Raw genomic sequence first — 26838 nt, 5'->3', positions numbered from 1 at the left:
TTACAGATCTATTATTCGTCTGTTTGATCAAAATACTTAGCTAATTCAGCAAGTCTTGGATCCAATTTTGGTTGTTCATCTTCTTGCAAATCATTCAGATCTTCATCTGTTGTGTAGCTCCAGCCTGTACCACCCTCGTGTTTAAATTGGTCTGCACCTTCTTTATACACTTGCAATGGTATTTCTAAAAGAACTAGTTCTTCTAGAACAGGGTCGACATTAATGACATCCCCTTCTACAACATGAAAATTATCATACGCTCTTGCAGAAGCGAGTGCACTATCAGACCAACTGAATACTTCATCAGATTGAATCTCAAATGGATATTCTACATCTTCCCAAGTGCGTGCACATGGTAATGTTAGAGTTCCTGAAAGCTGAAAATGACAAGTCATTTGCGCTGCACCAAATGTGCAGTGCCCTTTTACATGAACGGGTGAAATCTTTCGAACGTCCTGATTTCGTTTCTTCACATTTTCGAGTTCCACGAATTCATCTAATTCTAGACCGTTCTCACGATATTTGGATAGCTGATGAATTGCCCATTTCATACGATTATCACCTCAAGACAACAAAGTTGATTATATAATGACTGGTTTTAGATGTCAAGATAATTTCTTGTCACTACTTTATTTTAACATTATACTTTCAGTAAGGAAAGTAAATGCATTCCATATATTTTTAACAGACGAATTAAAGATTCAGATGGCTCCACCAATGAAAATCTGGCTAGAAACAGAAATGCGCCAGCGCCTTTCTATGCCTCCAACAAGTAGAGGAGAAATTGTGAGTAGGCATTTTCTCAGCAACAGTAAACGCACTTGTTTTAGACTTGCTTGCGCAACTTTTTACCCATTTGAACTCGAGGCGCAAAGCAATGAAGCTAGACAACAAAAAATTAAATATTTTTACCTTTAAAAAAGAAGGGAATGGAAATCATGAAGGCTACTGGAATTGTCGTTGAATATAACCCATTTCATAACGGTCATTTACATCATTTAAAGCAATCTCAAATTCAGACATCTAGCGACATAACAATTGCTGTCATGTCGGGCAATTTCCTCCAACGAGGAGAACCTGCCCTTGTGGACAAATGGACTAGAGCTAAAATGGCTTTAGACGCTGGAGTAGATTTAATTGTAGAGCTACCGTATGCATTTGCCACTGCTCAAGCAAGTGATTTTGCTAAGGGAGCTATTTTCCTATTAGACGCTCTAAAATGTGATACTTTTTGTTTTGGAAGCGAGGAGGGATCCATAGCATCCTTTGAACATACGTATAATTTGCTTTCTTCCAAAAAATTAGAGTATAACGAGGCTATTTCTCAATTTGTGAAGCAAGGGATCAGTTATCCAAAGGCTTTAAACGAGGCATACAAAAGTATTTCACGGTATTCTGAAGAACCACTTGTAGATCTCTCTAAGCCTAATAACATTTTAGGCTTTCACTACCTTGAAGCAGCGCGTCAATTAAATTCACCAATTCAGCCTGCGACTATACAAAGAGTAGTTGCCAATTACCACGATGATGCGAGGGAAACAGAATCCATTGCAAGTGCAACTGGAATTCGGAAGGTGCTTTTTGAAGAGAAAGAACTGTCCAAGGTTCATTCTTTTTTACCATCAACAAGTATTGCTGGTCTGGAGCATTGGTTAGAGCATGCAGAAAGCTTCGGTAGCTGGGAACGCTTTTATCCGTTACTAAGGTTAATTATTTTGCGTCAGAATAAAAAAAGCATAGCTAAATATGCTGAGGTTACAGAAGGGATAGAAAATGCAATTTGGAATGCCGCTGTCAAGAATGAACACTTCCAGCCCTTCATGGAGCAAATTAAGTCAAAACGCTTCACATGGACAAGGATTCAAAGAATGCTGACACATATCTATACTGATTTTACTTGGGACCAGTTAAGAGCGATAGAGTATCCGACATATATTCGTCCACTTGCGATGAGTAGTAGTGGTCAAGCCTATCTACAATCCATAAAAAAAGACTTGCAGCTCCCTCTAGTTAGTAGAGTGGCTGCAAGCAAGGAAAATATACTACTCCAACTTGATATCAAAGCTGCAAATCTTTATTATTTGGGTCTTCAAACAAATTATGGAGCATCTATGGTTGGAAGCGATTTTCGTCAAATCCCTTTCCGTCAATAATCATTTGGGCTCCAGCTTATCTAAATAAGCTAGTGCGTCATCAATAGTTTTCACAGGCACAATTTTCATATTTGTGCCTATTTTTTCTGCAGATTTCATAGCCTCTTCATAATTAGAAATTAGATCAGGATTTTTAGCAAGAATTTCCTCTGCAATCTCATCATCAGGAGCAAACATTATTTCTGCTCCCTTTTTGTCTGCCGCAATCACCTTTAAATCAATTCCACCAATTCTTCCAACTGTACCGTCTGGTAGCATTTCACCAGTTCCAGCAATATTGTAGCCTTTTGTAATGTCTTCTGGTAGCAACTGATTTAGAATTTCAAGAGTGAACATTAGACCTGCAGATGGTCCACCAATATCTTCAGAATGAATCTCTACTACAGGGGTAGTTTCCACTACCTTGTTTTCCGTATAGGAAATACCGATTCCTGCCTTTTCAAGCACTCCTGGCACCGCCTTAAGGGTTACCTCCTTTGTCAGCTCATCTCCATCTCTTTCGACCTTCAAACGAATTTTATCGCCCTCTTTTTTACTTGCCAGATAGTCAGCGATGATCTCACCTGTCAAATCAGTTAATTCATCCATTTCTAATATTTTATCCCCAGCTTTAAGGATATTGTCTGCTCCACCGCCATCTATAACATTAAAAATAAAAATACCATGGTTAATAACCGTAAAAGGTTTTTTAGCCCGATCGAAGGCTACCGAAATAGCATTAAATTGAGAATCAGACATAAGCTTTAATTGACGGACATTATACTCCTCTTCATCCTCATCTTCTTGACGAATTTGATTGGCTTTATAAATTTTTTGACTATCCATTACTTTGGCATAGGCATACGTCAGTGGTGTCGCCTTGGACAAGGCAATTGTCAAAAGACTAAAAGTTCCTTCATCATCTTTATCTCCGCCATCGACCTCAACGAATGGCGTAAGCTCATAAGCTCCACCTGGTCTAGAGATATAGGATTCCATTGGATAGAAGCCCAGCACTAAAATGATTACAACAACAAAAAGAAGGATGATTGGTTTAATCTTCTTCATAAGTTATCCCTCTCTTTCATAAATAATTAAATGTAAGTATAAGTTTATCACTTACATTTTTGACTGACAAAACATATCAAGAAAATTTTACTAATGATGGGAGTTAAAATGAACACACAGCTCATAAAAAATGAGCAACTATAAAACTAAGCTTGAGAGAAAAGGCATTTTTCTCTTTAGAAGACAAGGAATGAATTAGAATGCATATTATTGTTACGATTGGCAGTTGGGCACTAATTATTCTCCTATTCTTGCAGCCAGGGGTTTCACATAAGGGTGCCTTAGAGGGTATGCGCATCTTTACTACTGCTCTCATGCCCTATTTATTGCCTTATTTAGTTATTACTCAGATGTTCATTCGCTCCCAACAAGGATTTTTAAAGACTGAGAACAAATTTAAACTTTATTTTAATATTTACCTCCTGACTGCTCTAGGAGGCTTTCCTAGCGGAGCAGCTATTATCTCTTCTTTAAAAGAAATAGGCACATTAAATGCAAGAAATGCGAGCTGGCTGTTGGCTATCTGTCATGCACCGAGTCCCATGTTTGTTATTGGATTTGTAGGAATTGAAATATTTAACGCCGAGATAGCAGGACTTAAATTGTTAATCATCATTCATGTGGTAAATATTTTGTTCCTCCTAGTATTCATTATTTTTTCAAAGCCTATTCAAATGAATAACCATGAAAAAGTAATAAGTGGGTCTCCATTCCAAGAAAGTATTAGAGAAACCTCTCAAATACTATTGCTTATTGGGACGACCGTTATATTTTTTACAACTGTCAGCTATATCGTTTTTGAATCCTTAAAAGAAATCATTCCTTCTATTTCCTCCTTCGCTCTAGTGTTTGTATCATCATTTTTTGAAATGACTGGAGGAATAAGCCTTGCGGGAGATATACTTTCTGGATCTACTTCTTTGCCCTTTGTTGTTGCTCTTATCATTGCATTTAGTGGCTTAAGTATTCATATGCAAATTATTGTACTTGCCCAAAAAGCAGGGATATCTATTCGAAAGTATATCCTATTCCGAATTCTCCATATGTTAATCATTCCACTAATCTTTGTAATAATATAAACAAAAGTGTTACAGGTGCCAGGCACCTGTAACACTTTTGCAACAAACCTCTAATATCTATCTAAAAAATAGATATTTTCTGTTCGTAAAAAAACCTCACCAATAGGTAAGGTTTTTAATGTTTATATTTTTCCTTTAGGGCTTGTTCCACTTGGGAAGGAACAAGTTCTCCTATATTACCACCGTACTTGGCAACTTCTTTTACTATACTAGAGCTTAAAAAGGAATATTGATTTTTAGTCATGATAAAAAAAGTCTCGATTTCATCATTTAAAACTCGGTTCATAGAGGTGATCTGCATTTCGTATTCAAAGTCCGATACTGCTCTTAGCCCCCTAATGATAGCACTTGCCCCTACTTCTTGTGCATAGTCCATTAGTAGACCAGAGAAGGTTTCCACTCTCACGTTTGGCAAATGAGCTGTTACTTCTTGAATAAGCTTTACTCGCTCTTCTACTGAAAACAGAGGGTTTTTAGAGGAATTATTCAAGACAACCACATAGACCTCTGAGAAAATAGAAGCACCTCGAGTAATGATATCAAGATGTCCGTAAGTAATGGGATCAAAACTTCCTGGAACGACTGCAATTTTACTCATCTAAATTCTCCTCTTCTACTTGATGGCGGTAAATTGAAATAACCGTTCCTCCATAATTCTCTCTACGTGAAAGCTCAAAGTTACCATAGGAATCTGGCAAATCGACCATTTTCTCATGCTCACATACGATAATACCTGTATCAGACATAAGACCCTTCTCGACTATCTCTCCAACTAAGTTGTAAAAAGGGGTCTTACTGTAAGGTGGATCAACGAATAACAATTCGAGTTTTAATGATCTTTTTTCAAAAGCCTTTACAGCACGAGAAGCATCAATTTTATAAATCTCACTTGCATCCTCTAACCGACATTTTTTCAAATTTTCATTGATGGTTTGAACAGCCTTTTGATCTTTTTCGATAAAAATACATATATCGATTCCTCTGCTTAACGATTCAATACCAAGACCTCCACTACCAGCAAACAAATCTACTGCAGTCCCACCGTCAAAATACGGACCGATCATATTAAATATTGATTCCTTTACTTTATCAGTAGTTGGTCTAGTGTTAGTACCTGGAACCGCCTTTAAAGGAAGCCCTTTTCTACTACCTGAAATAACTCTCATACAATTTCTCCTAGCATTAGTTAGACGTAGCTTCCTGCAAGTTTATCCGTTCTTCATTTTTATCAGTGTTCAATAAAAACAAACGAATCATCCACGTCTCTTCTATATAGAATTTTGAACCAATTTTTTCAAATGGCTCTGACATAGCATCATATCTCTTCTGATTATACACATAAAATGGCTCTTGAATCGGAAATCTAAAAGCTCTAGTTGCATTTTGAACATATAAACCTTTATCTGTGTCATCATAAGTATAGCCAAGAACATCTAATAATGGCTCCGCAGCATATAGAACCTTTCCATCCTTTAGCAACACATGTATATCTTTTTGCAGACTATTATTCACATACACTTCTCGAGAATCCTCAAACAGCAATGGAAATTTCTCTGTTGTCTGTTCATTTAAATGAAAGAACGATGTCTTTGAATCAATGATGGATGATAATAGATTATCTAATTTCTCTGCACTTAGCTGTTTCTGCCCCTCTAACTTAGTCTTCCATTCTAGAGCCTGGCTACTTGTAAGATAATTAGTAAGTGTCTCATACATCCAAATTGATTTTTCGGTTCCAACAGGGGATTCCATTATAAAGCTGCTTACCACTTCTGCAAGTAGAAGATTATCGGCAGGAAGCTTATAACCCATTTGAACATTTTTAACAATTAGCTCCCTCTGTATAGATGGTAAATCATCTGTTTGGACAAATAAAATACTGCTTGGATTCACATCATTCTTGTTTGGTGTAAATAAAACCGAGGAATGACTAGCATTAGGTAAGTGCAATTCATCCAATAGTTCTTTAAGCCCGGTTGTGATTGGATCCTTGGAGTAAATGGTAAAGTTCTGATTTTCGTATTGTATAGGTAGAACCTCTTGTTGCCAATATAAATCCTGTACTGGGCCTTCACCAAAAAACAGAGAATAGTCAATTAAGTCTAACGATGAATTACCAACATTGGGCAAACCACTTACCCAAACTCCTCCCCTTTTTAAAGAATCAGTAATATGTAGGGTAGAATAGGAAACACCGCCATTTTCAATCTTACTTAGAAAATCTGAAAGAATAATTCCTTCCTGTAAGCCTTTTTTTAAAGGTATAGTGTAAGAAATACTTTGACTAGAAGATTCTCCCTCTTGAAAGCTAGCTAAATCTTCAGTTAATCTATCGCAGCTGTCTATGTTGTTGCTAATACAGCTTCTGTTTTCGCTGGATAGTGGCCAAGCGATAGAAAGCTTTTCTGAAGGAAGATCGAAAAAGTGCTGATTCACTTGAACGCTATCCTTTAATAACTGAATATCAATTTCTTGTTCATATAAAAAGGCTTGTCCCTCTTCATCTATATTAGAAGAGTAAACCTCATACTGAAATAATAATAAAACACAGTTTGTAACAACTAAAAACATGGATAAAAAGCCAACAATAATTTTCATGGAATTGTCCTCCAACAAAGTGGTAAGATGGATTGGAAAGGAAGTGTTTTCATTGATCCAACGTTTTATAGAGCTTGGCGAAGGTTACGGAGATTCATTTGAGCTTTGTGAACTCGCACGAGTAAACAAAGATCGTATATACAGAGCATTTATCTTCACATCCCCGAAAAACGGGAAGGAAGTTATATCAATAGCAATTGCTCTAAAACCCGTGAATGATACTAATTTTTTCCCAATTTATATTTGCCGTGAAGGGATTCCCCAAACACAGCCTGAATCCAAAAGACTAAGTACATTTACAGAAACATTAAAAGAGTTACATGTGGAACCTATTCGGATTTCTATCAAGCATTCGTCTACTTTTGCAGACAATGATTTATTTTATCAGTATATTATTGGCATATTAAGATTAAACCATTATATACCACCATTCCATTAATGGTTATTTTATAACCCAATTTTATAATCGTACTCTTTCGCTTTATCTGGTTTACTATTTTCAAACTCAGTTTTTAAAAATGGTCGATACGATTCTAAAATTTCTTTTACAAAAGGAAGTTTATTCATTTTTTGTTTAGCTACTTCTATTTGGTCTTGGTCGCAATACAAAACTACATATTTCATCTTTTTAGAAATATAATGTACATGACCGTATTTTCTTAAAGATTTTGCCTGTTTTAAATGATGCACATAGACAATTAGTCCTTGTCGTTCTGTCATACGTTTCCCTCATTTCTTCCTTCAAGAATAACATATGGAGGATTTTGATAGCAACAACAACTAGCTGACAGTTAAATATACATTAGCTATAATAAAAGAAAAAAGACATTTAAAATTAGATAGATGAGAGCATATTATCTTGCTATAATTTTAGTTAGTTTATAAAAAGGGGGATAAGAATGGGGAAAAAATCTAATGTAGCTATCGCCATTGCAGCTGCCGCTGGTGCCGCATGGGCAAGTACAAAAGCTTTGTCAAAGCCAACTGGCCGTCCTTCAAAAGAAGCACTAAAGTATGATCATCCCATTATTCTTGCACACCGTGGAGGAGCTGCCCTGGCACCTGAAGGTTCGATGGCTGCCTTCGAAAACGCTGCAAAATTAGGAGTTCATGGCTTCGAGATTGATTTGAGATTAACAAAAGATGAAGAAATTATCGTTTTCCATGATGAAACACTAGAAAGAGTAACAGACTTCACAGGCAAAGTCTCCGATTACACATTATCAGAACTTAAGGCTGCTGACCTGGGTTATTATTTCAAAGATTTAAGTGATGCTTATTCATTTAGAGGAACGGGAGAACAAGTATTGACTTTAGGTGAATTGCTTGATGCCTATCCCCAAATGCTTATTAACATGGATATTAAGGACAACCCTGAAACCTATGAAGGTAGTCTAATGCCCTCTAAGCTATGGAGATTGATAGAAGAAAAACAAGCTTTCGATCGAGTGGTAGTAACTAGCTTCTTTGATGAGCAAATTGATCGTTTCAATCTTTATGCACAAAACACTGTTGCCCTAGGAGCCGGGGAAAAAGAGGTTAAAAAAGCATATACCGCTTATACAAGTCAGTTTAGACATTTATATCACCCTAGATCAGACGTCTTTCAGCTACCATTAAAAGCTAGAATGGTATCTTTAGATAGCCCAGGATTTATAAAATTTTTATCAACTTTAAATATTCCTGTACACTATTGGTCTATCAACGATACTGTGGTGATGAAAAAGCTCATCCAAAATGGAGCTAAGGGAATTATTACAGACAGACCTGATTTAGCTATTGACGCACTAAAGTTAGACTAAGATATAAAAAATAGCTTGCTTTCCACTTTAGGCCGACGCTTTCCGAGGTAGTCACCGTCTGTTACACCAATAAATAAAAAATAGATAGCATGTATGTAATTAACTTCAATTTTTAAAAAATAATTCACCCCTTTTCCTGTTTGAAATAAAGGGAGCTTGCTTTAGTTTATACACGAAATGAAAAAGCATATGCTTTCTTGTCATTAAAAAGGATGTGTGCAAATAAATGCACACATCCTTCCTAATTTATGCAGAACAAGAACACGAACCACCAGATCCACATCCGCTTCCACAGCTTGAGCTACTAGAAGCGAAAAATGGGTTGCTTACAGGGACTTTGACACCTTCTGATACAGATTTACCTACAATCAAGCTTACTTCATCTAGAAGGTCTTGTAATTCGTTTTCTGCTACTCTTAAAGCAGCTACTTCGTCAACCATATCAAGGTTACGTTTAGTTACACGAATATCCTTCATTACTCTTGAATAATCTGGATGGTATTTTCCAAAGCGCTGAACCTCTTCATATTGGTCCTTCAGTCTGGTGAAGTAGTTGATCTCCCGAACGAGTTCAGGTTTTGTATATACAGCACGATGTGCATCTAAGTAATGGTAAAATTGTTCAGAGGATAAAACCATAGTACATAGTAAATCTGAGTGGTCCATAATATCGACCCATTCATCGGTCATAATCATAAATAAAACCTCCAATCCTGTCTATCATAACAGAAAAATGGAGACAATTGCTAAACTAATATCTTAAATGTCAGGAGAATATATTATGAATGAATTACAAACGCTCTTTGAACAAGTTACCAAGGAAGCTTCCGATACAGAAAAAGGGTTACTGACTGACTTCCTTCTAGGTCTACAGCATAAACGACAAGGCACTGCTCCTACTTATTTAAATGCAACATTTCAGATGGATACTCGCTACGAAGATAACCATTGTATCGTGACTCTTCCAGTTACTCCTTTAATCTATAATAGCTTTGATATGCCACACGGAGGAGTTATTGCAACGCTAGTAGACAATGCAATGGGATTCTTAGTCAACAAAGATCTCCATGCAGAAGGTAAAGGTGCAGTTACAACAAATATGACAATCCACTACATAAAAGCATCATCTGAAAAACAACTGATTGCTACTTCTACATACTTACATAAAGGACGACAAACGTTAGTTATGGAATGTACGGTAACCCAGCCAGATGGAAAAAAAATTGCTTATGCAACCGGATCATTTTTTGTTATAACACCGACATCCAATTCTTTAAAATAGGAATGGACAACTTCCACATCGGAAAAAGGTAAAACAACATCTTTGATAATTTGTTCTTTTTCGTGTCCCTTCCCAGCTACAAGAACGACGTCTCCCACTTTTGCGGTGGCAAGTGCCAATTCAATAGCTTTTCTACGGTTAATCTCCACAATCACTTTGCTTGGCACTATGCCTTGAACAATATCTGCAATAATTGCTTCTGGTTTCTCATTACGTGGGTTATCAGAAGTAACAATTGCCTTAGTAGCATACTTTGACGCAACTTCTCCCATAGATTTTCTCTTTTGCTTATCTCGATTACCGCCACAACCGAATACTACGTAAATATTGTGCTTCGCATAACTATGAATAGAGCTTAAGCAGGCTTCTAATGCGTCGGGGGTATGAGCATAGTCTATTAGCACCTCAATACCCATTTTGTTTTCCACTCTCTGTAATCTTCCAGCTGGGAGGCTTACAGGTTTAATGGATTCACAGGAAATACCTAATCCTAGCATAACTCCAATTGCTGCTGCTAAATTCATACCATTGTGATAACCACTGTTTCTCATAGTAACTTCTGTTTGTCTGCCGTTCACATCATACTCATATTTAACGTTTTCATCTAAATGCTTCTCTCTCTTGAAAACCACATCATTTCCTTCCCGGTCTCCAAATCGGATAGTAGGGATATATGACTTTTGAGCAACTGAGCGACACCATTCGTCATTATTATTAATAACCAATTGTTTAGCTAATGGAATTAGCAGTTCTTTAGATTTCTTATATGGTACCATGCCCCCGTGGAACTCTAAATGATCCTTACCTATATTTAAAAATACTGCTATGTCCATTGGGTAACCGCCTAACCGATTGTCCAATAATCCTTGTGATGAGGCCTCTAAAACTATATATTCAACATCATGTTCATAACAATATTTCACAACTTGGATAAAATCGTAAAAAGGGAGCGTTGTATTACTTCTTAACTGTTTCTCTAATTTTTTTCCATTGACGTATACACCTAATGTACCAACAACACATACAGATTTGTTTTGTTGCATTAACAGTTGTCCAGTAAAGGATGCAACAGTTGTTTTTCCGTTAGTTCCTGTAATTCCTACTGTTTTTATTTTTTGACCATACATTTTGTGCGTTAAGTATGCAATTTTGTCTTGCAAAAGGCACATATCCGAAGGAAGGACAATTTGGGGAATACTACAATCTGATACATAATATTTTGTAATAACTATTTTTGCCCCATTTTGAATTGCCTCTTCTATATACGCTCGATTGTTCGATTCTGAAACAAATACATCCCCTATTTGAATTTGCTTGGAATGATCAATAAAACGATCAATAGTCAAACCGCTTAAATCACCAAAAATTTTATATTCCAACCCGTCTAATAGCTCTTTTAATGAATAAATAGTAACTCAACTCCCTACACCATTCTAGTTACATCGCATACAGTAAAATGAATTCCTTGTATCGTATGAACGGAGTGTTTGAAATGTCACGAGAAGAGTGGTTGAAAATATGATTGTGCAAAAATATGGTGGTATTGCGATGCAGGATTCTTCGAATAGACGTCTAGTCATCGAAAGAATCCAAAAAGCAGTCACTACCCATAAGAAAGTGTTGGTTGTTGTATCTGCCATGGGAAGAAGAGGTCAACATTACGCTACAGATACTTTACTAGATCTTATTCCGAATACACCACATAGTATTGAAACAGATTTACTTTCTGCTTGCGGAGAGCTCATATCTGCCTCTGTATTAGTAGCCGAGCTAAAAAATGAGGGGCTTCACTCAACTATTTTATATGGCAAAAATGCTGGAATTATTACAAACGAGTCATATGGTAATGCAAATATTGAATACGTCGATATCTCAGAGATTAATAAAGCCTTTGAAACCTATCATTGTGTAGTTGTTCCTGGATTTCAGGGAGTCTCCAAATATTCAAATAACTTTACAACGTTAGGTAGAGGAGGAAGTGATTTAACAGCTGTTGTATATGGTCATTATTTAAAGGCAGATGTCGTAGAATTTTATAAAAATGTTCCAGGAGTCATGACATCAGATCCATCAACAAATAAACAAGTTGAATTAATATCTTATATGACCTATGAAGAGCTCCAGCTTAAAATAAATGAACCAGTTGAAGTCATACAAAAAAGAGCAGCAAAATTCGCTGCCCTTCATAGCGTTCCCCTTCATATTCGTTCTTTGTATGAAGAAACGAATGGTACGTTTGTATATCAATAAATAATCATTCAAGATTATCCTTTTTCTCAATAAAGTTTTGCGTGTAGTAATTACTGTATACTCCAACTCCTGTATGAGTATAAGATCTTCCTAGCAAAGTTTCTCGATGCTCTTTTGAATTCAACCATCCATTCACAGCTTCACCTGCATCAAAATAAAACGCTGCAGTATTACCCCCTGCTCTGGAGAAGTCTAATGAGGCTTCTTTAAGCTTATCTTTAAACTTCGGTATTTCAAATTTTTCGTTAGTTACAATATTATTCTTCGCCATTTCAGCACTGTGCTCGTAGGATATATTTTGTAATCCTACATCAGACTCTAACACCCGTAGACCATGGCGAAGTCTTAAGACATTGGTTATTTCTACAACTTGTTTAGCAGTTGCTCTGTCAGCTGCTGCTTGGAGAACAGAAGATGGTGTTTTGGATTCTATAACGTCCCCACTATATAAAATATCATAGGGTTTATGCATCAATAGAGTTTTGGAATCACTAAATCTCACCGCTTCCAGCTGCTGATCAAGTTGATCGATATAGAGTATTGCATATAAATCATCGAACTGGACTAACAGCCTTGTGTTAATGTCCTCTTCATTTAAAGAAAAAATATAAGTATTTTCACCAATGGTCATAGTTATTTCAGATTGAACAAGTGTAAATCGATATATATCCTCAAGTGATTGACCGATTTTGTATGGAGATGCATCCACATCTCTTCCTAGAGCATACGCTTGTGTAACTATATTATCTTCTACTCCTATTAGCTTATAAGTAGAGAACGAGTCATTATATACCCACCAATCATATCCAAACGTTGAGGGATCGATTCTAGTCGGAGTACCATAAAGTGCTGTCACTTCTTCAGCTGCTTTACCGATCAGCGAAGAAATACCTTCCTTTGGTCTAGTGAATATATTGACCGCTTCTACTATTTCCTCTTTTTCCACAGGAATTAGTTGTCCTGAGTTATTTGAACCTGTTATTAGATCATTTTCTTGGATTGGTGTATCAAAATATATAAATATTAATAGCAAAATAGCAATGCCAACTAAAATATGAAAGAGAGTTTTCATTTTATCTTGGCTCCTTCGAAGTTACTTCGTATTCCTAGTATATCAAGGATATATACAAATACACAATGTTGTCATTGCAACATTTTTGAATTTGAATTAATATTAATAAGAACAGATTCTTAGGATAACTTCAATGTGAAGGAGGACAATTCGATGTATTTTGAAAATACAGGTATAGAAAACAAAGTCTTAGATCTTAACGTATTAGACGATGTTATGAAAAAACATGGCTTAATTCGTGCAGGGCAATGGGATTATGAGCGTGTGACTTATGATAAGAAATTTGAAATAAAAGAGGGTACATTTTATCTTCGAATTTTCGGCTTTACAAAAGAAGGCGATGTAGGCGCTCATGAAGCTAACATTACTCTTTTAAAACCGGTTTTAGGAAAACACTATTATCCACATGGTGTAGAGTACGGAGAAAATGAAGTATTTCCAAACCACTTAGTTAAATCTTGTGATCAAACGTTAAAAGCTTTGAGTGCTGAACTAACTGAGTTCGCTATCCAATCAAAATAATTTCTAGACGTTAGAGATAATTTCTCTAACGTTTTTTTAGCTGTTAAAACTGGTATTTCTTGTCTATACTTAAAAGAACGACCTATAAAGGAGCAAAATGGAATGGCTTTTAAAGCTTTAAAAAAAGAGCATATTAAATATATAATCCTCTTTCTTTTTATCCTGTTAATTTCTATTTTCATCCTTCCTGTATCGGTTCCAATTATTTTGGCTTTGCTTACCGCTATAATTATTGAACCAATTGTAAAATTTACTGAAAAGATATTTAAATGGAAGAGAAAACCTGCAGTTATTACTAATTTTATTTTTTTTATGACAATTATTTCAGCTCTCTTATACTTCACTGTAACGAAGTTGATAAGCCAACTTTTATATACTTCCAAAGTAATTCCATTTCATCTAAATAGCTTGACAGGTGTGTGGATCAATGTCCAAAATAATATTTTTAAATATACCGAGGGCTTACCTCTAGAAGTAGTAGAATCTATACAAGATAAGTTTGACTCTGCATTAACCAGCATGAGAGATGCCCTCCTAGATCTTCTTAGCTACTCTAACATCTCTGCATTGCTAACAAATATTCCTAACTTTCTTGTTAATTTTATTGTGTTTATAATTGCCCTTTTTTTGTTTATGTTGGACTTAGAAAATATAAGAGCAAAATTCTTTTCTTTCCTCTCTGAAGGAACGGCCGAAAAGGTACGTGTCATGTCTTCGAGCATAAAAAAGGTTGTAATCGGCTTTATGAAAGCTCAAATATTAGCTAGCTTTATCATATTAGGTGCTTCTTTAATAGGGCTGTTATTTATAGTAAGCCCTAAGGTGGCTGTTATTATGTCCATAGTTATTTGGATTATAGATGTAATACCTATTCTTGGTTCTATTGCAATACTCGCTCCTTGGGCAGGTTACTTGTTTCTAGTTGGTGACACTGTATTTGCCACGAAATTGACCGTTTTAGCTCTTATTTTACTAATCATTAGAAGAGCTGTGGAACCTAAACTAATGGGTACTCAAATGGGTATTTCCCCCCTTGCTATCCTTATTGCTATGTTCATTGGTGCCAAGTTGTTTGGCTTCCTCGGATTTTTAATCGGACCACTAGTAGTCATATTGTTTATTACAGCAAGAGAAGCAGGTATGATCCGCTTAAACTTTAAAATATGAATATTTACAAAGACATTATTATTAACCAAATAGCAACTTAAGGCCTTACTGTTCTTCTTAACAGAATGCCTTATTTTTTTGCCTGCTATCGGTTTAATAGCTTACGAAAATAGACGACTTGTATTTGTTTCACATATTACATACTGATTAGAATAATACAAAAACAAAGGCAATCAAGAACTAATAATCTTGATTGCCTTTGTGTATTTTAGTAGTTAATTATCCACCAAGGATTGCTTTAAAAACGGAAGTCGTTTCGCCGCCCTCATAAATTACGTAAAGTAACGCATAAACCGCTACTCCTGTTATTGCAACAAAGAACCATATGACACTAGTAATTGGTCCAAGTTTACGGTGTTTCTTTATATTATTTTTGTAGCCTAGATAAATTGTAACTAGCCCAAATACTGCTCCTGTTGTAGCTAAGATAATATGAAAAACTAGGAAAACCGTATAGTAAATTTTTATATCGTCTGGTCCACCAAACGCTGTATTCCCTATAAACAATGTACGAGAAACATAAATGATAAAAAATGTTAATGCAGATATTGCTGCAGCAAACATCGTCTTTTTATGTGCCTCTATTTTCCTTTGCTTCACTAAAATCCAACCAATTGCAACAAGTACAGCACTTAAGACAATAAAAAATGTGCTTATTGTAGGTAATACTGGAACACTCATCTTCATTCTCCTCTAATATAAAAAATTATAGTTTAGCTTGTACCTTTAAGTCGTCTAATGCTTTTTGAGTTATTTCATCTGCATTATCCTGCTCATTTTTATACCATGCAAAGAATATGGAGAATAAGAAGGCAGCATATATAAGCTCTTGAATAATCTTCATCACAATTCCACCAAGCTGCTGATCCTCAAGAGGATCCAAGTTAGAAAATAACTCTGGGCCAGATAGACTTAAACCTGCTAAAGTGTCAGAAGGAACACAAAGTTCCATATTTTTTAGCCAAACATCTGAATCTGTATAAGTATCATACATTGGGTTACTAGAGAAAATGATTAGAGCACAGGCTGGAGTAATTAATATAGCACTAGCAACAATAAAACCAATTTTCTTTAAACCATGTAGTTTTTTCTCTGATTCAATTACGTCAACAATAGACCACCACATAAATACAGCTGCAAAGAATAACAATAATGTATATGTTCCATGGAGTACCTCATTCATCTTAATCGCGTCAAAGACTAATGGAATATGATAGAGCGAGAATGTCATGGTAAACAATACTAAAGAAAATAGTGGTTTAGTCAAGAAAGGAATCACTTTTCTTAAAACCGGCAGCTCAATAACTACCTTCCACACCCACCATGGAATCCCTTTCATAAGTAGTGGCGGAACTAATAATAACAATAGTGCCATTTGCACCATATGGAAGGTAAACATAATATGTGCCATTAAATCTAACGGAGAACCTTTTACAATATATAAAAGCAATAAACCAGATACAAAAAATACCGCTTCTTTTCTTTTTAATGGCTCAGAAACTTTAAAATCATTTCTCCATTTGACGGTGATCAAAAAATATAGAATAGCTATACAAACTAAAAGTCCTAATAAAATAGGACTCCATAAAGCCTGGAAGCCGAATATGCTAATTGACATTCTATTACGCTCCTTTTTAAGTTGCTACCTTTATTATATAGGGCAGTACAAGTAACATCAAATGAACGAACTATGACAATTATTACTATATACTTATGAGTTGAATGTTTCAAATTAATATCCAATATAGGCCCTCATTAATGGGGACAACTATTCCCAACAAAATTAATGGACGCTAAGGAGACTCCCTCATTCTTTCGAGCTTTGTACTCAATCAATCTTAACATAATTCTAGAAAAGTCTTTTGTTTAAAACAAACAAAAGAGAGCTAAGAAAATCTTAGCTCTCTTTTTGTAATTACCACCAAACAATTGTTATAAAAGTTAGTAGGAAAGTAAATCCAACCATTGCCGCAAAGTAAATAAAGTATGCTGGAATGTTATGATTTTTTTCACTCATATGCATGAAGTAGTAAAGTTGTAAAACTACTTGTACTGCAGCTAACAATAAAATAATCGGGATGATGTAGTATTTTGAGAAACCTGCAACCACTGCTGTGAAAGAGATTAATGTCAAGAAAATCATAATAGAGAATGTAGTTACTTGCGTACGCATACTCTCTTTTCTTTTTCGCTTCAAGTACTCAAATTCAGTTTGAGATCTTACGTAAACATGATTGTCGTGTGATGACATATTAACCAACAACTCCCATCAAGTATACTACTGTAAAGATGAATACCCACACAACGTCAATAAAGTGCCAGTATAGTGAAGCAGTATAGTATTTTGGTGCGTTATATAAGCTGAAACCACGTTTAGCATTACGTAAAAGTAATAGAGTAATCCAGCCTAAACCAATTACTACGTGAAGACCGTGAGTACCAACTAAAGTAAAGAACGCAGTTGAGAAAGCACTTTGTCCATAATGGAATCCTAAATGTACATAGTGATTAAACTCATAAATTTCTAGGCCTAAGAAAGTAAAACCTAATAGTACTGTAATAGCCATCCATGTTTGCGTACCACGGAAATTATGATTTTTCAAATGGTACATTGCATATACACTTGTTAACGAAGATGTTAACAGGATCATGGTCATAACAAAAACTAGAGGTAATTCAAACAATGTTTGAGTGGAGAATTCCATACCTTCTGGTCCTTTGTTTTTAAGAGCTAAATAAGTAGCAAATAAACTAGAAAACAGTACAGTTTCTCCAGCTAGGAACAACCAGAAGCCTAAGAATTTATTCTTACCTTCCATTGTTGCTTGTTCCGGATGATCTGGCCAAGTTTGTGGGGAGTACTTTTTATTCAAGTCCATTCTTATTTACCCCCTTCGTCATTCATTAAATCTTCTTTATGGATATGATATCCATGGTCGTCTTTCAGTGAACGAACAGCCATAGATGCAACTGTGATTGCTAAACCAAGTACTAATACTGGAACAGCCCAATCTTTTTCTCCGTTGTAAAGTGCACCGAATGCTGCGATAAATAAACCTAATGTCATTACGAAAGGAATGAAAGAGTTGTTTGGCATATGGATATCAGAGATTGGCTCTGCATATGTCATACCTTCTTTGTTTCCTTCTTGTTTTTCAATCCAGAAAGTATCTAATCCACGAACAAGTGGAGTTTGTTTAAAGTTGTAGAATGGAATTGGTTGTGGAATAGCCCACTCCAATGTACGTCCATCTTCCCAAGGGTCATTTCCAACTTTTTCGTTTTTAGCTACAGTCATAATAATATTAACTACAAGTATTATTACCCCGATTGCCATGAATACTGCACCACCAGAACTGATTGCGTTGAATAAATCCCAACCTTGATCTGCTCCGAAAGTGAATACACGACGTGGCATACCCATTAAACCTAAGAAATGTTGAATAAAGAATGTCATATGGAAACCGATAAAGAAGAACCAGAAAGTCCATTTACCTAATTTCTCACTTAACATTTGGTTGAACATTAAAGGCCAATATAAATGTAATGCAGCTAAGATAGCAAGTACTACCCCACCAACGATTACATAGTGGAAATGGGCAACGATAAAGTATGAATCATGTAATTGGTAGTCAAGTGGAGCCGCAGCTTGCATGACACCAGTTACCCCACCTGCTACGAATGAAGGGATAAATCCTAATGCGTAAAGCATTGGAACCGTAACTTTAATACTTCCTCCCCAAATTGTAAGCAGCCAGTTAAATATTTTCATACCTGTTGGAACGGCAATAGCCATTGTCGCAACAGCAAAAATTGCGTTAGCTGTTGGTCCTAAACCAACTGTAAACATGTGATGGGCCCAAACCATGAATCCTAAGAAACCGATTAATACGGTCGCAAATACCATGGATGAATATCCAAATAAACGTTTGCGAGCAAATAACGAGAAGATTTCTGAGAAAATACCGAAAGCAGGTAAAATCAGAATGTATACTTCAGGGTGTCCAAAGATCCAGAATAAATGCTCCCAGATAATTGTATTTCCTCCCATTTCATGATTGAAGAATTGTCCTCCAAACATACGGTCAATGATTAGGAAGAAAAGACCGATTGTAAGTGGTGGGAATGCAAATAAGATCAATGCACTTGCCACGAATGTAGTCCAAGTGAACAATGGCATACGCATATACGTCATACCAGGTGCACGCATATTAATAATCGTTACAAGGAAGTTAATCCCGGCAATATACGTACCTGCACCGGATATTTGAAGTCCGAGTGCATAGAAGTCAATACCATGACCAGGGGATGCTAAAGATAGAGATGCATATGAAGTCCATCCAGCATCAGGAGCTCCTCCCATAAACCAAGAAAGGTTTAAGAAGATACCACCAAATAAGAATAACCAAAAACCAAGTGCATTTAAGAATGGGAATGCTACGTCACGTGCACCAATTTGAAGTGGTACAACGGCATTCATATAACCAAATAATATCGGCATGGCCGCAAGGAAAATCATTGTCGTACCATGCATTGTTATAATTTCATTGAAAAGACCTGCACTAACAAAGTCGTTATCCGGTTTAGCTAATTGGATACGAATTAGCATTGCCTCTATACCACCGATTACGAAAAATAAACCACCGGCAGCGAGGTACAGGACAGCAATCTTTTTATGGTCTACTGTTGTTAAATAGTCCCATAAAGTTGCGCCAAAGCCCTTTTTCTTAGCTATAGAACTCACAACTTTTACCTCCCTCATTTTTATCTATGGAATTATTTTTCAATAGATAGTCCCATTAAGTATTCTGCAAGAGCATCTAACTGCTCGTCTGTAAATTCTTTACCGCCATTTAATTCTGTATCATCAGGCATTACGTTACCTGGTTTGTACTTTTGAGGATCACTGATCCAAGCTTTTACATTTTCTTTCGTATGATCCATGAAGCCGGCTACACGATTACGATCTCCAAAAGTAGCTAAACTTGGTCCTGTCTGTGGAGCCATACCCTCGCCACCTGTAGCATGACATCCGATACAAGAAGCTGTTTGGAAAAGTTCTTCCCCTTGTTTTGCAAGATCCCCTTCTGCAGTATGTACAGTGGTTTTCATTGCTTCAGCCCACTCGTTAAAATCATCACGGTTCATCGATTTTACTTTAAAGTCCATTAAAGCATGTGAAGGTCCACATAGCTCGGCACACTTACCGTAGAACACTCCGTCTTCTAAGCCCGCTGATTCTTTATCGAATACAAGGTAGAATTTGTTTACATTTTCAACGTTAGTATCTAATTTACCACCAATTGATGGAATCCAGAATGAGTGTTTTACATCAGCAGCCTTCAAATTGAAGAACACCTGCTCATCTGTAGGTACTACTAATTCTTGTGCTGTAACAATACCAAGCTCTGGGTACTCAAATTCCCACCAGTATAACTTTGCAGTTACGTTTACTGTAAGATGTGTTTTGTTTCCTTCTTCATCCACTTGATCCATTGCAGCAACATCTGCGTGCTTGTAAGTGTAATATACAGTTGGAATTGCAAGAATAACTAAAAGTAAAATTGGAATAACTGTCCAAATTATCTCAAGCGTATGGCTTCCTTCAACTTGTTTAGGAATCACATTTTCTCCAACTTTTTTGCGACTATATCTTGTTAGAGCAATTACATAGATTATTACTACCACTATAATAACTAATGCCATAATAGCAGATGCAAGTAGTAATAGATTGAATTGATCTCTCCCGACTTGTCCCGCAGGTGCTAGCGTTGATAAGTATTCTTCGCCACAACCCGACAGAAAAATCGTAAGAGCTGCTAACAGTGAAAAAAGTCGCCATTTTTTAAGCCCTTTCATCATAGCTAAATCAAACCCCTCTTTCATTATTGTGTTCAAGTACATTTGGACTGTGGTTCTTTTATATGAATTCTTGTTGACTAAGAAAGAATCCCAAAAATTAAACAAACATTGAGAAGATAATCATTGATACAAATAGAATAGTCATATAGTTCAATGAATAAACGAACATTTTTGTCGCCCATTTAATATCGTCTTCTACTTTAAATCCTTTAATAGCTAATACTAGCCATCCAACATTTAATGCTGTAGCCAATACGACAAAAGCAGTACCTAGCTCCATTAAAAACAATGGAAGTGGGAATAATAAAATTACCCAAAGAAGCATAGAAACCTTTGTACGCTTGAATCCTTTTACAACAGGTAACATTGGAATATTAGCTGCTCTGTACTCTTCCGTACGTTTCATAGCAAGAGCATAGAAATGAGGTGGTTGCCAAGCAAACATTATTAAGAACAAGCCTAATGCACCCAAACTTAGTCCTGGCTCTACAGCAGCCCAACCGATTAACGGTGGGATTGCACCAGAAATACTACCGACAATTGTGTTACTAACATGCTTTCTTTTAGACCACATAGAGTAAAGAACGACATAACTGATTATACCAGCTAATCCCCAAATCCCAGCAGAGGTAGATGCCATAAATAAGAAAATCTCGCCTACAATTAGAAACGTGAAAGAAGTCATCAGCACGGCTGAGGGACTAAATCTTCCAGTGACAGTTGGTCTGCCTTTTTTACTCTTCATAACGGGGTCAATATCACGATCAATGAAATTGTTCATCGCAGCAGAACCTGCAATTATTAAAGCCGATCCAAAAAGCGTAAAGAACAATAAATCTAGTTCATGAAGAAAATTTGTATTAGTAAACTGGAAAGCTAGCCATAAACCTGTGAAAGTTGTAACTAAATTAGAATTCACGATTCCAATTTTTATCAATGAAAGAAAGTCTTTCATAAAAGATGAAGCCACAGGCTGGCTCTCCGTTTCGGTATTAGCGGTTATAGAATGACTATTTGACATGCTGCACCCTCCTTTCTAAGTTGTAAGCATACTCCGCTACCTTATACTATAGCGAAAACTCTAACATATTTCTACACTCAAAGAAATTTTCGCATAATAGTCCTACTGTTAAGTGTTTCTTTACTGAACATATCAATAGTAAATCATTTCCCCCCCTTATGTGTGAATCTTAATCAACGATTTTATGAACAATTTGTGAATGGAATTTGTCATATTTAAGTGTTCGGTTGTTTTACATTGTTTTTTTGCTCAGGTTTCGATATTATCTAGTAGCAGACACCGCTTTTTGAAAGCGAGCATATATACATAGAGTAGGTGAGGTATTGCAAATAAACAAGTATTTAAAATGGCTGGCTGTAGCTTCTTCAATAGGTATGCTTCTTATACTTTTAGGTGGCGCACTTGTTACAAAAACAGACAGTGGCATGGGGTGTGGTAGACATTGGCCTGGATGTAATGGACAGCTTATACCCGACGTTATCACAGCTGAAGTCTTAATCGAATTTTCACATCGCCTAGTTACAGGGGCAGTTGGAATATTAATCGTAGCATTATCTATATGGTCATGGCGTGCATTGGGACATGTCCGAGAAACAAAGTTCTTATCATTTATGGCCTTCTTTTTTCTAGTATTACAAGCTTTAATTGGTGCCGCTCAAGTTAAATGGGGCCAAGGAGATTTTATCCTAGCATTACACTTTGGTATATCACTTATTTCATTTGCAGCTGTTTTACTTTTAACGCTTTTAATATTTGAGGTAGATAGGAAATTTGATACTGACAAAATTAGAATCGGTAAAACATTAAGGTTTCATACTATTGGTGTAACTTTATATTCTTACATTGTTATTTATACTGGAGCTTTAGTACGCCATACAGAGTCTAGTTTAATCTGTAAAGACTGGCCGCTTTGTAACAACAAGGAATTTGCTCTGCCAACCAATATGTACGAATGGGTTCAAATGGGACATAGAGCTGCTGCTGGCCTTATATTCATTTGGATTTTAATCATAGCTATTCATGTGATCAAGTACTATAAAAGCCAACGAGCAATATATTGGAGTTGGATTATCTCCTTAACCCTTGTTACTTGCCAAGTAATTACAGGTATGATCGTAGTGCTTTCAAGTCTAAATCTTTATATTGCATTATTACATTCCTTATTCATTTCTCTTTTATTTGGTTTGTTATGCTATTTGATATTACTTTTATCCAGAAGCAAGTTAAACAACCAAAAATAGAAAACAAAATTTCATTCCTCTACTTCTATTTTAAGTAATTATAGAAATAAAAGCATCAAATACGCCTTTTCAACCCTTTGTTTAGCCCTTTAGATAGAATTTATCTTGTAATACTGCGGAATATAGCTTTATTTTTAAATTATCTAATAGGTTCAAAGTGACTAAGCAAATAGTTCAAGGCAATTTAGTTTAATAAAAACTAAAAACGTAAGCATACTAGATTCTCTAGCTTGCTTACGTTTTTTGTATTCTAGTATCTATTATTAGAAGATTTGCTCCAGATTTTTAAACTTTATGCTTTATCCATTTCAATTAATAAATCCCCTGTTGATATTGCTTCTCCCGCGCTTACATGAATAGTTTTTATCACTCCGTCGAATGGGGCCTGGACGGTTGTTTCCATTTTCATCGCTTCTGTAATAATCAGATGCTGACCTCGTTTCACATTCTCGCCAGTTGCAACTACCATCTTCAGCACAGTCCCTGGCATTGTAGCACCAATATGACTTTCATCTGACACATCAGCCTTAAGCTTAGAAAGATGACTTACCTCTTTGTTCATATCCTGTATCTTAATTTCACGTGGTTGACCATTAAGCTCGAAATAGATAATACGATTTCCTTCCGTGTCAGACTTACTGATTGAAACTAATTTGATGATTAATGTTTTACCAACCTCTATTTCAACCTCGATCTCCTCACCCAATCTCATCCCATACAAGAAAGTAGGGGTGTCTAGAACAGAAACATCACCGAAGTTTTTTTCAGTTGCACAATACTCATCAAACACTTTTGGATATAACGTATAGGCTAATATTTCTTGACTAGTTACAGGACGCTCTAATTTGTTAAATAATAGCTCCTTAACAGCTTGGAAGTCTACTGGTTCTAATAGTTCTCCAGGTCTTACTGTAATAGGCTTACGGTCCTTTAAAACGACTTTTTGAAGCTCCTCTGGGAATCCGCCATATGGTTGCCCAATATACCCTTCGAAAAATTCGATAACAGAATCAGGGAAGTCAATCTTTTTCCCTCTTGTCACAACAGACAGCTCATCTAAATTGTTTTGTACCATAAATAGTGCCATATCACCGACAATTTTAGAGGATGGAGTAACCTTAACAACATCTCCAAACATAAGATTTACACGGGAATACATTTCCTTTACTTCTTCCCAACGCTCCCCTAGTCCAACTGCCTTCGCCTGTTGCTGGAGGTTACTGTACTGTCCTCCCGGCATCTCGTGTACATATATTTCAGAATGAGGGCTCATCATTCCACTTTCAAAGTCCTGATAATATTTGCGCACGTCTTCCCAGTAACAAGAAATTTTTTCAAATGCTTCTACATCACCAATAACTCCACGTTTAGAACCTTGCATCGCATAACTCAAACTGCTAGCACTCGGCTGAGATGTTAAGCCTGCCATTGTACTTAAAGCCGTATCTACGATATCTACTCCTGCATCTATTGCTTTTGCGTAAGTGTAAATCCCATTTCCACTAGTATCGTGGGTATGTAAGTGAATTGGAATATCTACTGTTTCTTTTAATTCGGAAACTAAACGATAAGCTGCTTCTGGCTTCAACAAACCTGCCATATCCTTAATCGCTAAAATATGTGCCCCTAATGCCTCTAATTCTTTCGCCATATCTTTGTAGTACTGAACTGTATATTTATCTCTGGAATCATCTAAAATGTCCCCTGTGTAACAAATAGCAGCTTCTGCAATTTTGCCGGACTGTCTTGTTGCATCAATAGCTACTTCCATTCCCTTTATCCAGTTAAGACTATCAAAAATTCGGAATACATCTATGCCTGCTTCAGCAGATTTCGCTATAAATTCCCGAATCACATTGTCCGGATAATTTTTATAGCCTACTGCATTTGCTCCACGGAAAAGCATCTGGAATAACGTGTTAGGAATCATTTCTCTCATTTTAATCAAACGGTCCCAAGGGTTTTCCTTCAAGAAACGATAGGCAACGTCAAAGGTTGCTCCTCCCCACATTTCATATGAGAAAAGATTAGGCATACCGTGAGCAGACTCTTTTGCAATGTTGAACATATCATACGAACGCACACGAGTAGCAAGCAAGGATTGATGTGCGTCCCTGAAGGTTGTATCTGTTAACAATACATCCTTTTGCTCTTTCACCCATTGAAGTAGTCCGTCAACACCCTTTTGCTCTAATATATCCTTTGTGCCTGGCTGAAGAGGAGCTGATAAATCAAAATTCGGTTTTCTTACTTGCCCAAATACGGGCTTGATTTTTTTTTCTATTCCTGGGAATCCATTTATCGTCACATTACCGATATAATTTAATAATTTTGTACCTCTGTCTTTTCTCTTAGGGAAAAGGAACAATTCAGGAGTTGTATCAATGAAACTTGTATTAAACTGGCCAGAAAGAAAAGAAGGATGCTTTACAACGTTCTCCAAGAATGGAATATTTGTTTTAATACCACGAATCCTAAACTCTTGCAAATTTCTATCCATCTTAGCAGCAGCTTCCTTAAAGGACATACCCCATGTAGATACCTTTACAAGTAAAGAATCATAGTAAGGAGAAATAATAGCTCCTTGGAAACCATTCCCTGCGTCTAGGCGAACACCAAATCCTCCGCCAGATCGATAAACAGCCAGTTTACCAGTGTCAGGCATGAAATTATTCAGCGGATCCTCTGTAGTCACGCGAGATTGTATCGCAAATCCGAAAAGCGGAATATTCTTCTGATCCGGTATGCCCATATTCGTATCCTTTAGTGAGATACCATCCGCAATTTTGATTTGAGCATGGACAATATCTATTCCTGTAATCATTTCCGTAATAGTATGCTCTACCTGGATTCGGGGGTTTACTTCGATAAAGTAAAACTCATCATCGGTTACTAAAAACTCGACAGTTCCCGCATTTATATAACTGACATTTTTCATTAATTTAACTGCAGCATCACAAATTTTATCTCTCAATTCAGTGCTTAATGAATTTGAAGGAGCAATTTCTACGACTTTTTGATGTCTACGTTGAATAGAACAATCACGCTCATAAAGGTGAATGAGATTCCCTTCTTTATCTCCTAATATTTGTACTTCAATATGTTTAGGTTTGAATATACACTTTTCTACGTAAACCTCGTCAGATCCAAAAGCTGCCTTAGCTTCAGATTTGGCTCTATCGTAAGCACTCTCCAAATCGCTCTCTGTTTGGACAACTCGCATTCCACGTCCACCGCCCCCAAGGGAAGCTTTGATCATTAATGGATAACCATGTTCATTGCCGAAAGCACGAATGTCTTCCAAGCTATCTAATGGTCCGTCACTACCTGGTATAACAGGAATGCCAGCTTTAACAGCTTGCTCACGGGCCTTCACCTTATCTCCAAACATATCTAAATGCTTAGAGGTTGGACCGATAAATATAATTCCTTCTTCTTCACATCTTTTGGCGAACTCTACATTCTCCGATAGGAAACCATATCCGGGATGTATAGCATCAGCTTTACTTTTTTTGGCAATGCGAATAATATCTTCAATGTCTAGATAAGCATCAATTGGCTTTTTACCTTTTCCTACTAAATAGGACTCATCCGACTTAAAACGGTGAAAGGCACCGCTATCTTCTTTTGAATAAATAGCCACGGTACGCAAATTTAACTCTGTACAAGCACGAAAAATACGAATAGCAATCTCGCCTCTATTTGCTACTACTATTTTCTTAATATTATTCATCTCATTGCC

Annotated in this window: 27 protein-coding genes; 10 read left to right on the top strand and 17 right to left on the bottom strand. The window is 36.4% G+C overall.

The genetic code is table 11. From position 1 onward, the window contains the following. Positions 1–11 precede the first annotated feature (11 nt). A complete protein-coding gene (locus tag MKY94_RS06455) occupies positions 12–551 on the bottom strand; it encodes a YceD family protein (protein ID WP_144537944.1) in 540 nt (179 codons plus the stop codon). A 166-nt stretch (positions 552–717) separates the two neighbouring features. Between MKY94_RS06455 and MKY94_RS06450 the strand changes: the two genes are divergently transcribed. Further along, the gene (locus MKY94_RS06450) at positions 718–918 is read left to right on the top strand and encodes a hypothetical protein (RefSeq protein ID WP_144537943.1); all 201 of its coding nucleotides are present in this window, start codon (positions 718–720) and stop codon (positions 916–918) included. A 20-nt stretch (positions 919–938) separates the two neighbouring features. Beyond that, positions 939–2153: a nucleotidyltransferase gene (locus tag MKY94_RS06445; RefSeq protein WP_342578659.1), complete on the top strand. Its 1215-nt coding sequence runs from the start codon at positions 939–941 to the stop codon at positions 2151–2153. Here the strand turns inward: MKY94_RS06445 and MKY94_RS06440 are convergent, their stop codons facing one another. Continuing rightward, positions 2154–3200: a SepM family pheromone-processing serine protease gene (locus MKY94_RS06440; RefSeq protein WP_144537942.1), complete on the bottom strand. Its 1047-nt coding sequence runs from the start codon at positions 3198–3200 to the stop codon at positions 2154–2156. A 200-nt stretch (positions 3201–3400) separates the two neighbouring features. On the opposite strand from MKY94_RS06440, the gene MKY94_RS06435 reads away from it, so the two are divergent. Further along, the gene (locus tag MKY94_RS06435) at positions 3401–4279 is read left to right on the top strand and encodes a hypothetical protein (protein ID WP_144537941.1); all 879 of its coding nucleotides are present in this window, start codon (positions 3401–3403) and stop codon (positions 4277–4279) included. A 115-nt stretch (positions 4280–4394) separates the two neighbouring features. Here the strand turns inward: MKY94_RS06435 and coaD are convergent, their stop codons facing one another. From coaD to MKY94_RS06420, 3 genes are read right to left on the bottom strand one after another with little or no spacing between them, the layout of a single operon-like run. Next, positions 4395–4877 (bottom strand): pantetheine-phosphate adenylyltransferase, encoded by a 483-nt coding sequence (gene coaD, locus MKY94_RS06430; protein ID WP_144537940.1) that lies wholly within the window; start codon positions 4875–4877, stop codon positions 4395–4397. Beyond that, positions 4870–5445: a 16S rRNA (guanine(966)-N(2))-methyltransferase RsmD gene (gene rsmD / locus MKY94_RS06425; protein ID WP_342578268.1), complete on the bottom strand. Its 576-nt coding sequence runs from the start codon at positions 5443–5445 to the stop codon at positions 4870–4872. Before rsmD ends, coaD begins: the two co-directional genes overlap by 8 nt. Positions 5446–5461: 16 nt before the next feature. Next, the gene (locus tag MKY94_RS06420; protein WP_342578267.1) at positions 5462–6877 is read right to left on the bottom strand and encodes a hypothetical protein; all 1416 of its coding nucleotides are present in this window, start codon (positions 6875–6877) and stop codon (positions 5462–5464) included. Between the two features lie 52 nt (positions 6878–6929). On the opposite strand from MKY94_RS06420, the gene MKY94_RS06415 reads away from it, so the two are divergent. Next, on the top strand, positions 6930–7316 hold the full coding sequence (locus tag MKY94_RS06415; RefSeq protein WP_144537937.1) for a methylthioribose kinase: 387 nt from the start codon (positions 6930–6932) through the stop codon (positions 7314–7316). 8 nt (positions 7317–7324) lie between these two features. Here MKY94_RS06415 and MKY94_RS06410 read toward each other — a convergent pair whose 3' ends face one another. Beyond that, a complete protein-coding gene (locus tag MKY94_RS06410; protein WP_144537936.1) occupies positions 7325–7597 on the bottom strand; it encodes a DUF2129 domain-containing protein in 273 nt (90 codons plus the stop codon). A gap of 179 nt (positions 7598–7776) precedes the next feature. Here MKY94_RS06410 and MKY94_RS06405 point away from each other — a divergent pair, with 179 nt between their 5' ends. Next, positions 7777–8679 (top strand): glycerophosphodiester phosphodiesterase, encoded by a 903-nt coding sequence (locus MKY94_RS06405; protein WP_342578266.1) that lies wholly within the window; start codon positions 7777–7779, stop codon positions 8677–8679. A gap of 246 nt (positions 8680–8925) precedes the next feature. Here the strand turns inward: MKY94_RS06405 and MKY94_RS06400 are convergent, their stop codons facing one another. Then, on the bottom strand, positions 8926–9375 hold the full coding sequence (locus MKY94_RS06400; protein WP_154311194.1) for a YlbF family regulator: 450 nt from the start codon (positions 9373–9375) through the stop codon (positions 8926–8928). Positions 9376–9460: 85 nt separating this feature from the next. Between MKY94_RS06400 and MKY94_RS06395 the strand changes: the two genes are divergently transcribed. Then, the gene (locus tag MKY94_RS06395; protein WP_195761932.1) at positions 9461–9961 is read left to right on the top strand and encodes a PaaI family thioesterase; all 501 of its coding nucleotides are present in this window, start codon (positions 9461–9463) and stop codon (positions 9959–9961) included. On the opposite strand, the gene MKY94_RS06390 is transcribed toward MKY94_RS06395, so the two are convergent. Then, a complete protein-coding gene (locus tag MKY94_RS06390; RefSeq protein ID WP_195761933.1) occupies positions 9907–11340 on the bottom strand; it encodes a UDP-N-acetylmuramoyl-L-alanyl-D-glutamate--2,6-diaminopimelate ligase in 1434 nt (477 codons plus the stop codon). The genes MKY94_RS06395 and MKY94_RS06390 overlap by 55 nt on opposite strands. Before the next feature lie 127 nt (positions 11341–11467). Between MKY94_RS06390 and MKY94_RS06385 the strand changes: the two genes are divergently transcribed. Continuing rightward, entirely contained in the window at positions 11468–12211 is a 744-nt protein-coding gene (locus MKY94_RS06385; RefSeq protein ID WP_342578265.1) for an aspartate kinase, read from the top strand. A gap of 4 nt (positions 12212–12215) precedes the next feature. Here the strand turns inward: MKY94_RS06385 and MKY94_RS06380 are convergent, their stop codons facing one another. After that, positions 12216–13283: a CAP-associated domain-containing protein gene (locus tag MKY94_RS06380; protein ID WP_154311197.1), complete on the bottom strand. Its 1068-nt coding sequence runs from the start codon at positions 13281–13283 to the stop codon at positions 12216–12218. A 153-nt stretch (positions 13284–13436) separates the two neighbouring features. Between MKY94_RS06380 and MKY94_RS06375 the strand changes: the two genes are divergently transcribed. Both MKY94_RS06375 and ytvI read left to right on the top strand, forming a co-directional pair. Continuing rightward, positions 13437–13805, top strand: coding sequence for a YugN family protein (locus MKY94_RS06375; protein WP_144537929.1), 369 nt, complete (start codon positions 13437–13439; stop codon positions 13803–13805). A 102-nt stretch (positions 13806–13907) separates the two neighbouring features. Next, entirely contained in the window at positions 13908–14972 is a 1065-nt protein-coding gene (gene ytvI, locus MKY94_RS06370) for a sporulation integral membrane protein YtvI (protein WP_154311198.1), read from the top strand. Positions 14973–15191: 219 nt separating this feature from the next. Here the strand turns inward: ytvI and MKY94_RS06365 are convergent, their stop codons facing one another. The 7 genes from MKY94_RS06365 to cyoE all read right to left on the bottom strand — a co-directional run bounded on the left by MKY94_RS06365 (position 15192) and on the right by cyoE (position 21855). Beyond that, entirely contained in the window at positions 15192–15653 is a 462-nt protein-coding gene (locus MKY94_RS06365) for a DUF420 domain-containing protein (RefSeq protein ID WP_144537927.1), read from the bottom strand. A 25-nt stretch (positions 15654–15678) separates the two neighbouring features. Beyond that, positions 15679–16590, bottom strand: coding sequence for a cytochrome c oxidase assembly factor CtaG (gene ctaG / locus MKY94_RS06360; protein WP_151110659.1), 912 nt, complete (start codon positions 16588–16590; stop codon positions 15679–15681). 297 nt (positions 16591–16887) lie between these two features. Next, on the bottom strand, positions 16888–17223 hold the full coding sequence (gene ctaF, locus MKY94_RS06355) for a cytochrome c oxidase subunit IVB (protein ID WP_144537925.1): 336 nt from the start codon (positions 17221–17223) through the stop codon (positions 16888–16890). A gap of 1 nt (position 17224) precedes the next feature. Further along, on the bottom strand, positions 17225–17851 hold the full coding sequence (locus MKY94_RS06350; RefSeq protein ID WP_144537924.1) for a cytochrome (ubi)quinol oxidase subunit III: 627 nt from the start codon (positions 17849–17851) through the stop codon (positions 17225–17227). A gap of 2 nt (positions 17852–17853) precedes the next feature. Next, positions 17854–19716, bottom strand: coding sequence for a cytochrome c oxidase subunit I (locus tag MKY94_RS06345; RefSeq protein WP_144537923.1), 1863 nt, complete (start codon positions 19714–19716; stop codon positions 17854–17856). A 32-nt stretch (positions 19717–19748) separates the two neighbouring features. After that, on the bottom strand, positions 19749–20834 hold the full coding sequence (gene coxB / locus MKY94_RS06340; RefSeq protein ID WP_144538246.1) for a cytochrome c oxidase subunit II: 1086 nt from the start codon (positions 20832–20834) through the stop codon (positions 19749–19751). A 97-nt stretch (positions 20835–20931) separates the two neighbouring features. Continuing rightward, complete coding sequence (gene cyoE, locus MKY94_RS06335; RefSeq protein WP_144537922.1) at positions 20932–21855, bottom strand: heme o synthase; 924 nt, start codon at positions 21853–21855, stop codon at positions 20932–20934. Positions 21856–22178: 323 nt separating this feature from the next. On the opposite strand from cyoE, the gene MKY94_RS06330 reads away from it, so the two are divergent. Next, entirely contained in the window at positions 22179–23096 is a 918-nt protein-coding gene (locus tag MKY94_RS06330) for a heme A synthase (protein WP_144537921.1), read from the top strand. Positions 23097–23388: 292 nt separating this feature from the next. On the opposite strand, the gene pyc is transcribed toward MKY94_RS06330, so the two are convergent. Beyond that, complete coding sequence (gene pyc / locus MKY94_RS06325) at positions 23389–26829, bottom strand: pyruvate carboxylase (protein ID WP_342578263.1); 3441 nt, start codon at positions 26827–26829, stop codon at positions 23389–23391. Positions 26830–26838: the final 9 nt, after the last annotated feature.

Origin of the sequence: Psychrobacillus sp. FSL K6-2843, assembly GCF_038626375.1 — a bacterium.
In the GTDB taxonomy this organism is placed as follows: Bacteria; Bacillota; Bacilli; order Bacillales_A; family Planococcaceae; genus Psychrobacillus; species Psychrobacillus faecigallinarum.
This window is presented reverse-complemented; position numbering and strand designations above follow the sequence as displayed.

Coding starts and splice junctions, on each gene's coding strand:
- MKY94_RS06365 (WP_144537927.1), bottom strand. CDS start 15,653: ATGAGTGTTCCAGTATTACCTACAATAAGCACATTTTTTATTGTCTTA.
- MKY94_RS06350 (WP_144537924.1), bottom strand. CDS start 17,851: ATGGACTTGAATAAAAAGTACTCCCCACAAACTTGGCCAGATCATCCG.
- cyoE (WP_144537922.1), bottom strand. CDS start 21,855: ATGTCAAATAGTCATTCTATAACCGCTAATACCGAAACGGAGAGCCAG.
- rsmD (WP_342578268.1), bottom strand. CDS start 5,445: ATGAGAGTTATTTCAGGTAGTAGAAAAGGGCTTCCTTTAAAGGCGGTT.
- MKY94_RS06410 (WP_144537936.1), bottom strand. CDS start 7,597: ATGACAGAACGACAAGGACTAATTGTCTATGTGCATCATTTAAAACAG.
- MKY94_RS06445 (WP_342578659.1), top strand. CDS start 939: ATGAAGGCTACTGGAATTGTCGTTGAATATAACCCATTTCATAACGGT.
- MKY94_RS06380 (WP_154311197.1), bottom strand. CDS start 13,283: ATGAAAACTCTCTTTCATATTTTAGTTGGCATTGCTATTTTGCTATTA.
- MKY94_RS06420 (WP_342578267.1), bottom strand. CDS start 6,877: ATGAAAATTATTGTTGGCTTTTTATCCATGTTTTTAGTTGTTACAAAC.
- ctaF (WP_144537925.1), bottom strand. CDS start 17,223: ATGTCATCACACGACAATCATGTTTACGTAAGATCTCAAACTGAATTT.
- MKY94_RS06435 (WP_144537941.1), top strand. CDS start 3,401: ATGCATATTATTGTTACGATTGGCAGTTGGGCACTAATTATTCTCCTA.
- coaD (WP_144537940.1), bottom strand. CDS start 4,877: ATGAGTAAAATTGCAGTCGTTCCAGGAAGTTTTGATCCCATTACTTAC.
- coxB (WP_144538246.1), bottom strand. CDS start 20,834: ATGATGAAAGGGCTTAAAAAATGGCGACTTTTTTCACTGTTAGCAGCT.
- ctaG (WP_151110659.1), bottom strand. CDS start 16,590: ATGTCAATTAGCATATTCGGCTTCCAGGCTTTATGGAGTCCTATTTTA.
- MKY94_RS06405 (WP_342578266.1), top strand. CDS start 7,777: ATGGGGAAAAAATCTAATGTAGCTATCGCCATTGCAGCTGCCGCTGGT.
- MKY94_RS06455 (WP_144537944.1), bottom strand. CDS start 551: ATGAAATGGGCAATTCATCAGCTATCCAAATATCGTGAGAACGGTCTA.
- MKY94_RS06395 (WP_195761932.1), top strand. CDS start 9,461: ATGAATGAATTACAAACGCTCTTTGAACAAGTTACCAAGGAAGCTTCC.
- pyc (WP_342578263.1), bottom strand. CDS start 26,829: ATGAATAATATTAAGAAAATAGTAGTAGCAAATAGAGGCGAGATTGCT.
- MKY94_RS06450 (WP_144537943.1), top strand. CDS start 718: ATGAAAATCTGGCTAGAAACAGAAATGCGCCAGCGCCTTTCTATGCCT.
- MKY94_RS06400 (WP_154311194.1), bottom strand. CDS start 9,375: ATGATTATGACCGATGAATGGGTCGATATTATGGACCACTCAGATTTA.
- MKY94_RS06440 (WP_144537942.1), bottom strand. CDS start 3,200: ATGAAGAAGATTAAACCAATCATCCTTCTTTTTGTTGTTGTAATCATT.
- MKY94_RS06375 (WP_144537929.1), top strand. CDS start 13,437: ATGTATTTTGAAAATACAGGTATAGAAAACAAAGTCTTAGATCTTAAC.
- ytvI (WP_154311198.1), top strand. CDS start 13,908: ATGGCTTTTAAAGCTTTAAAAAAAGAGCATATTAAATATATAATCCTC.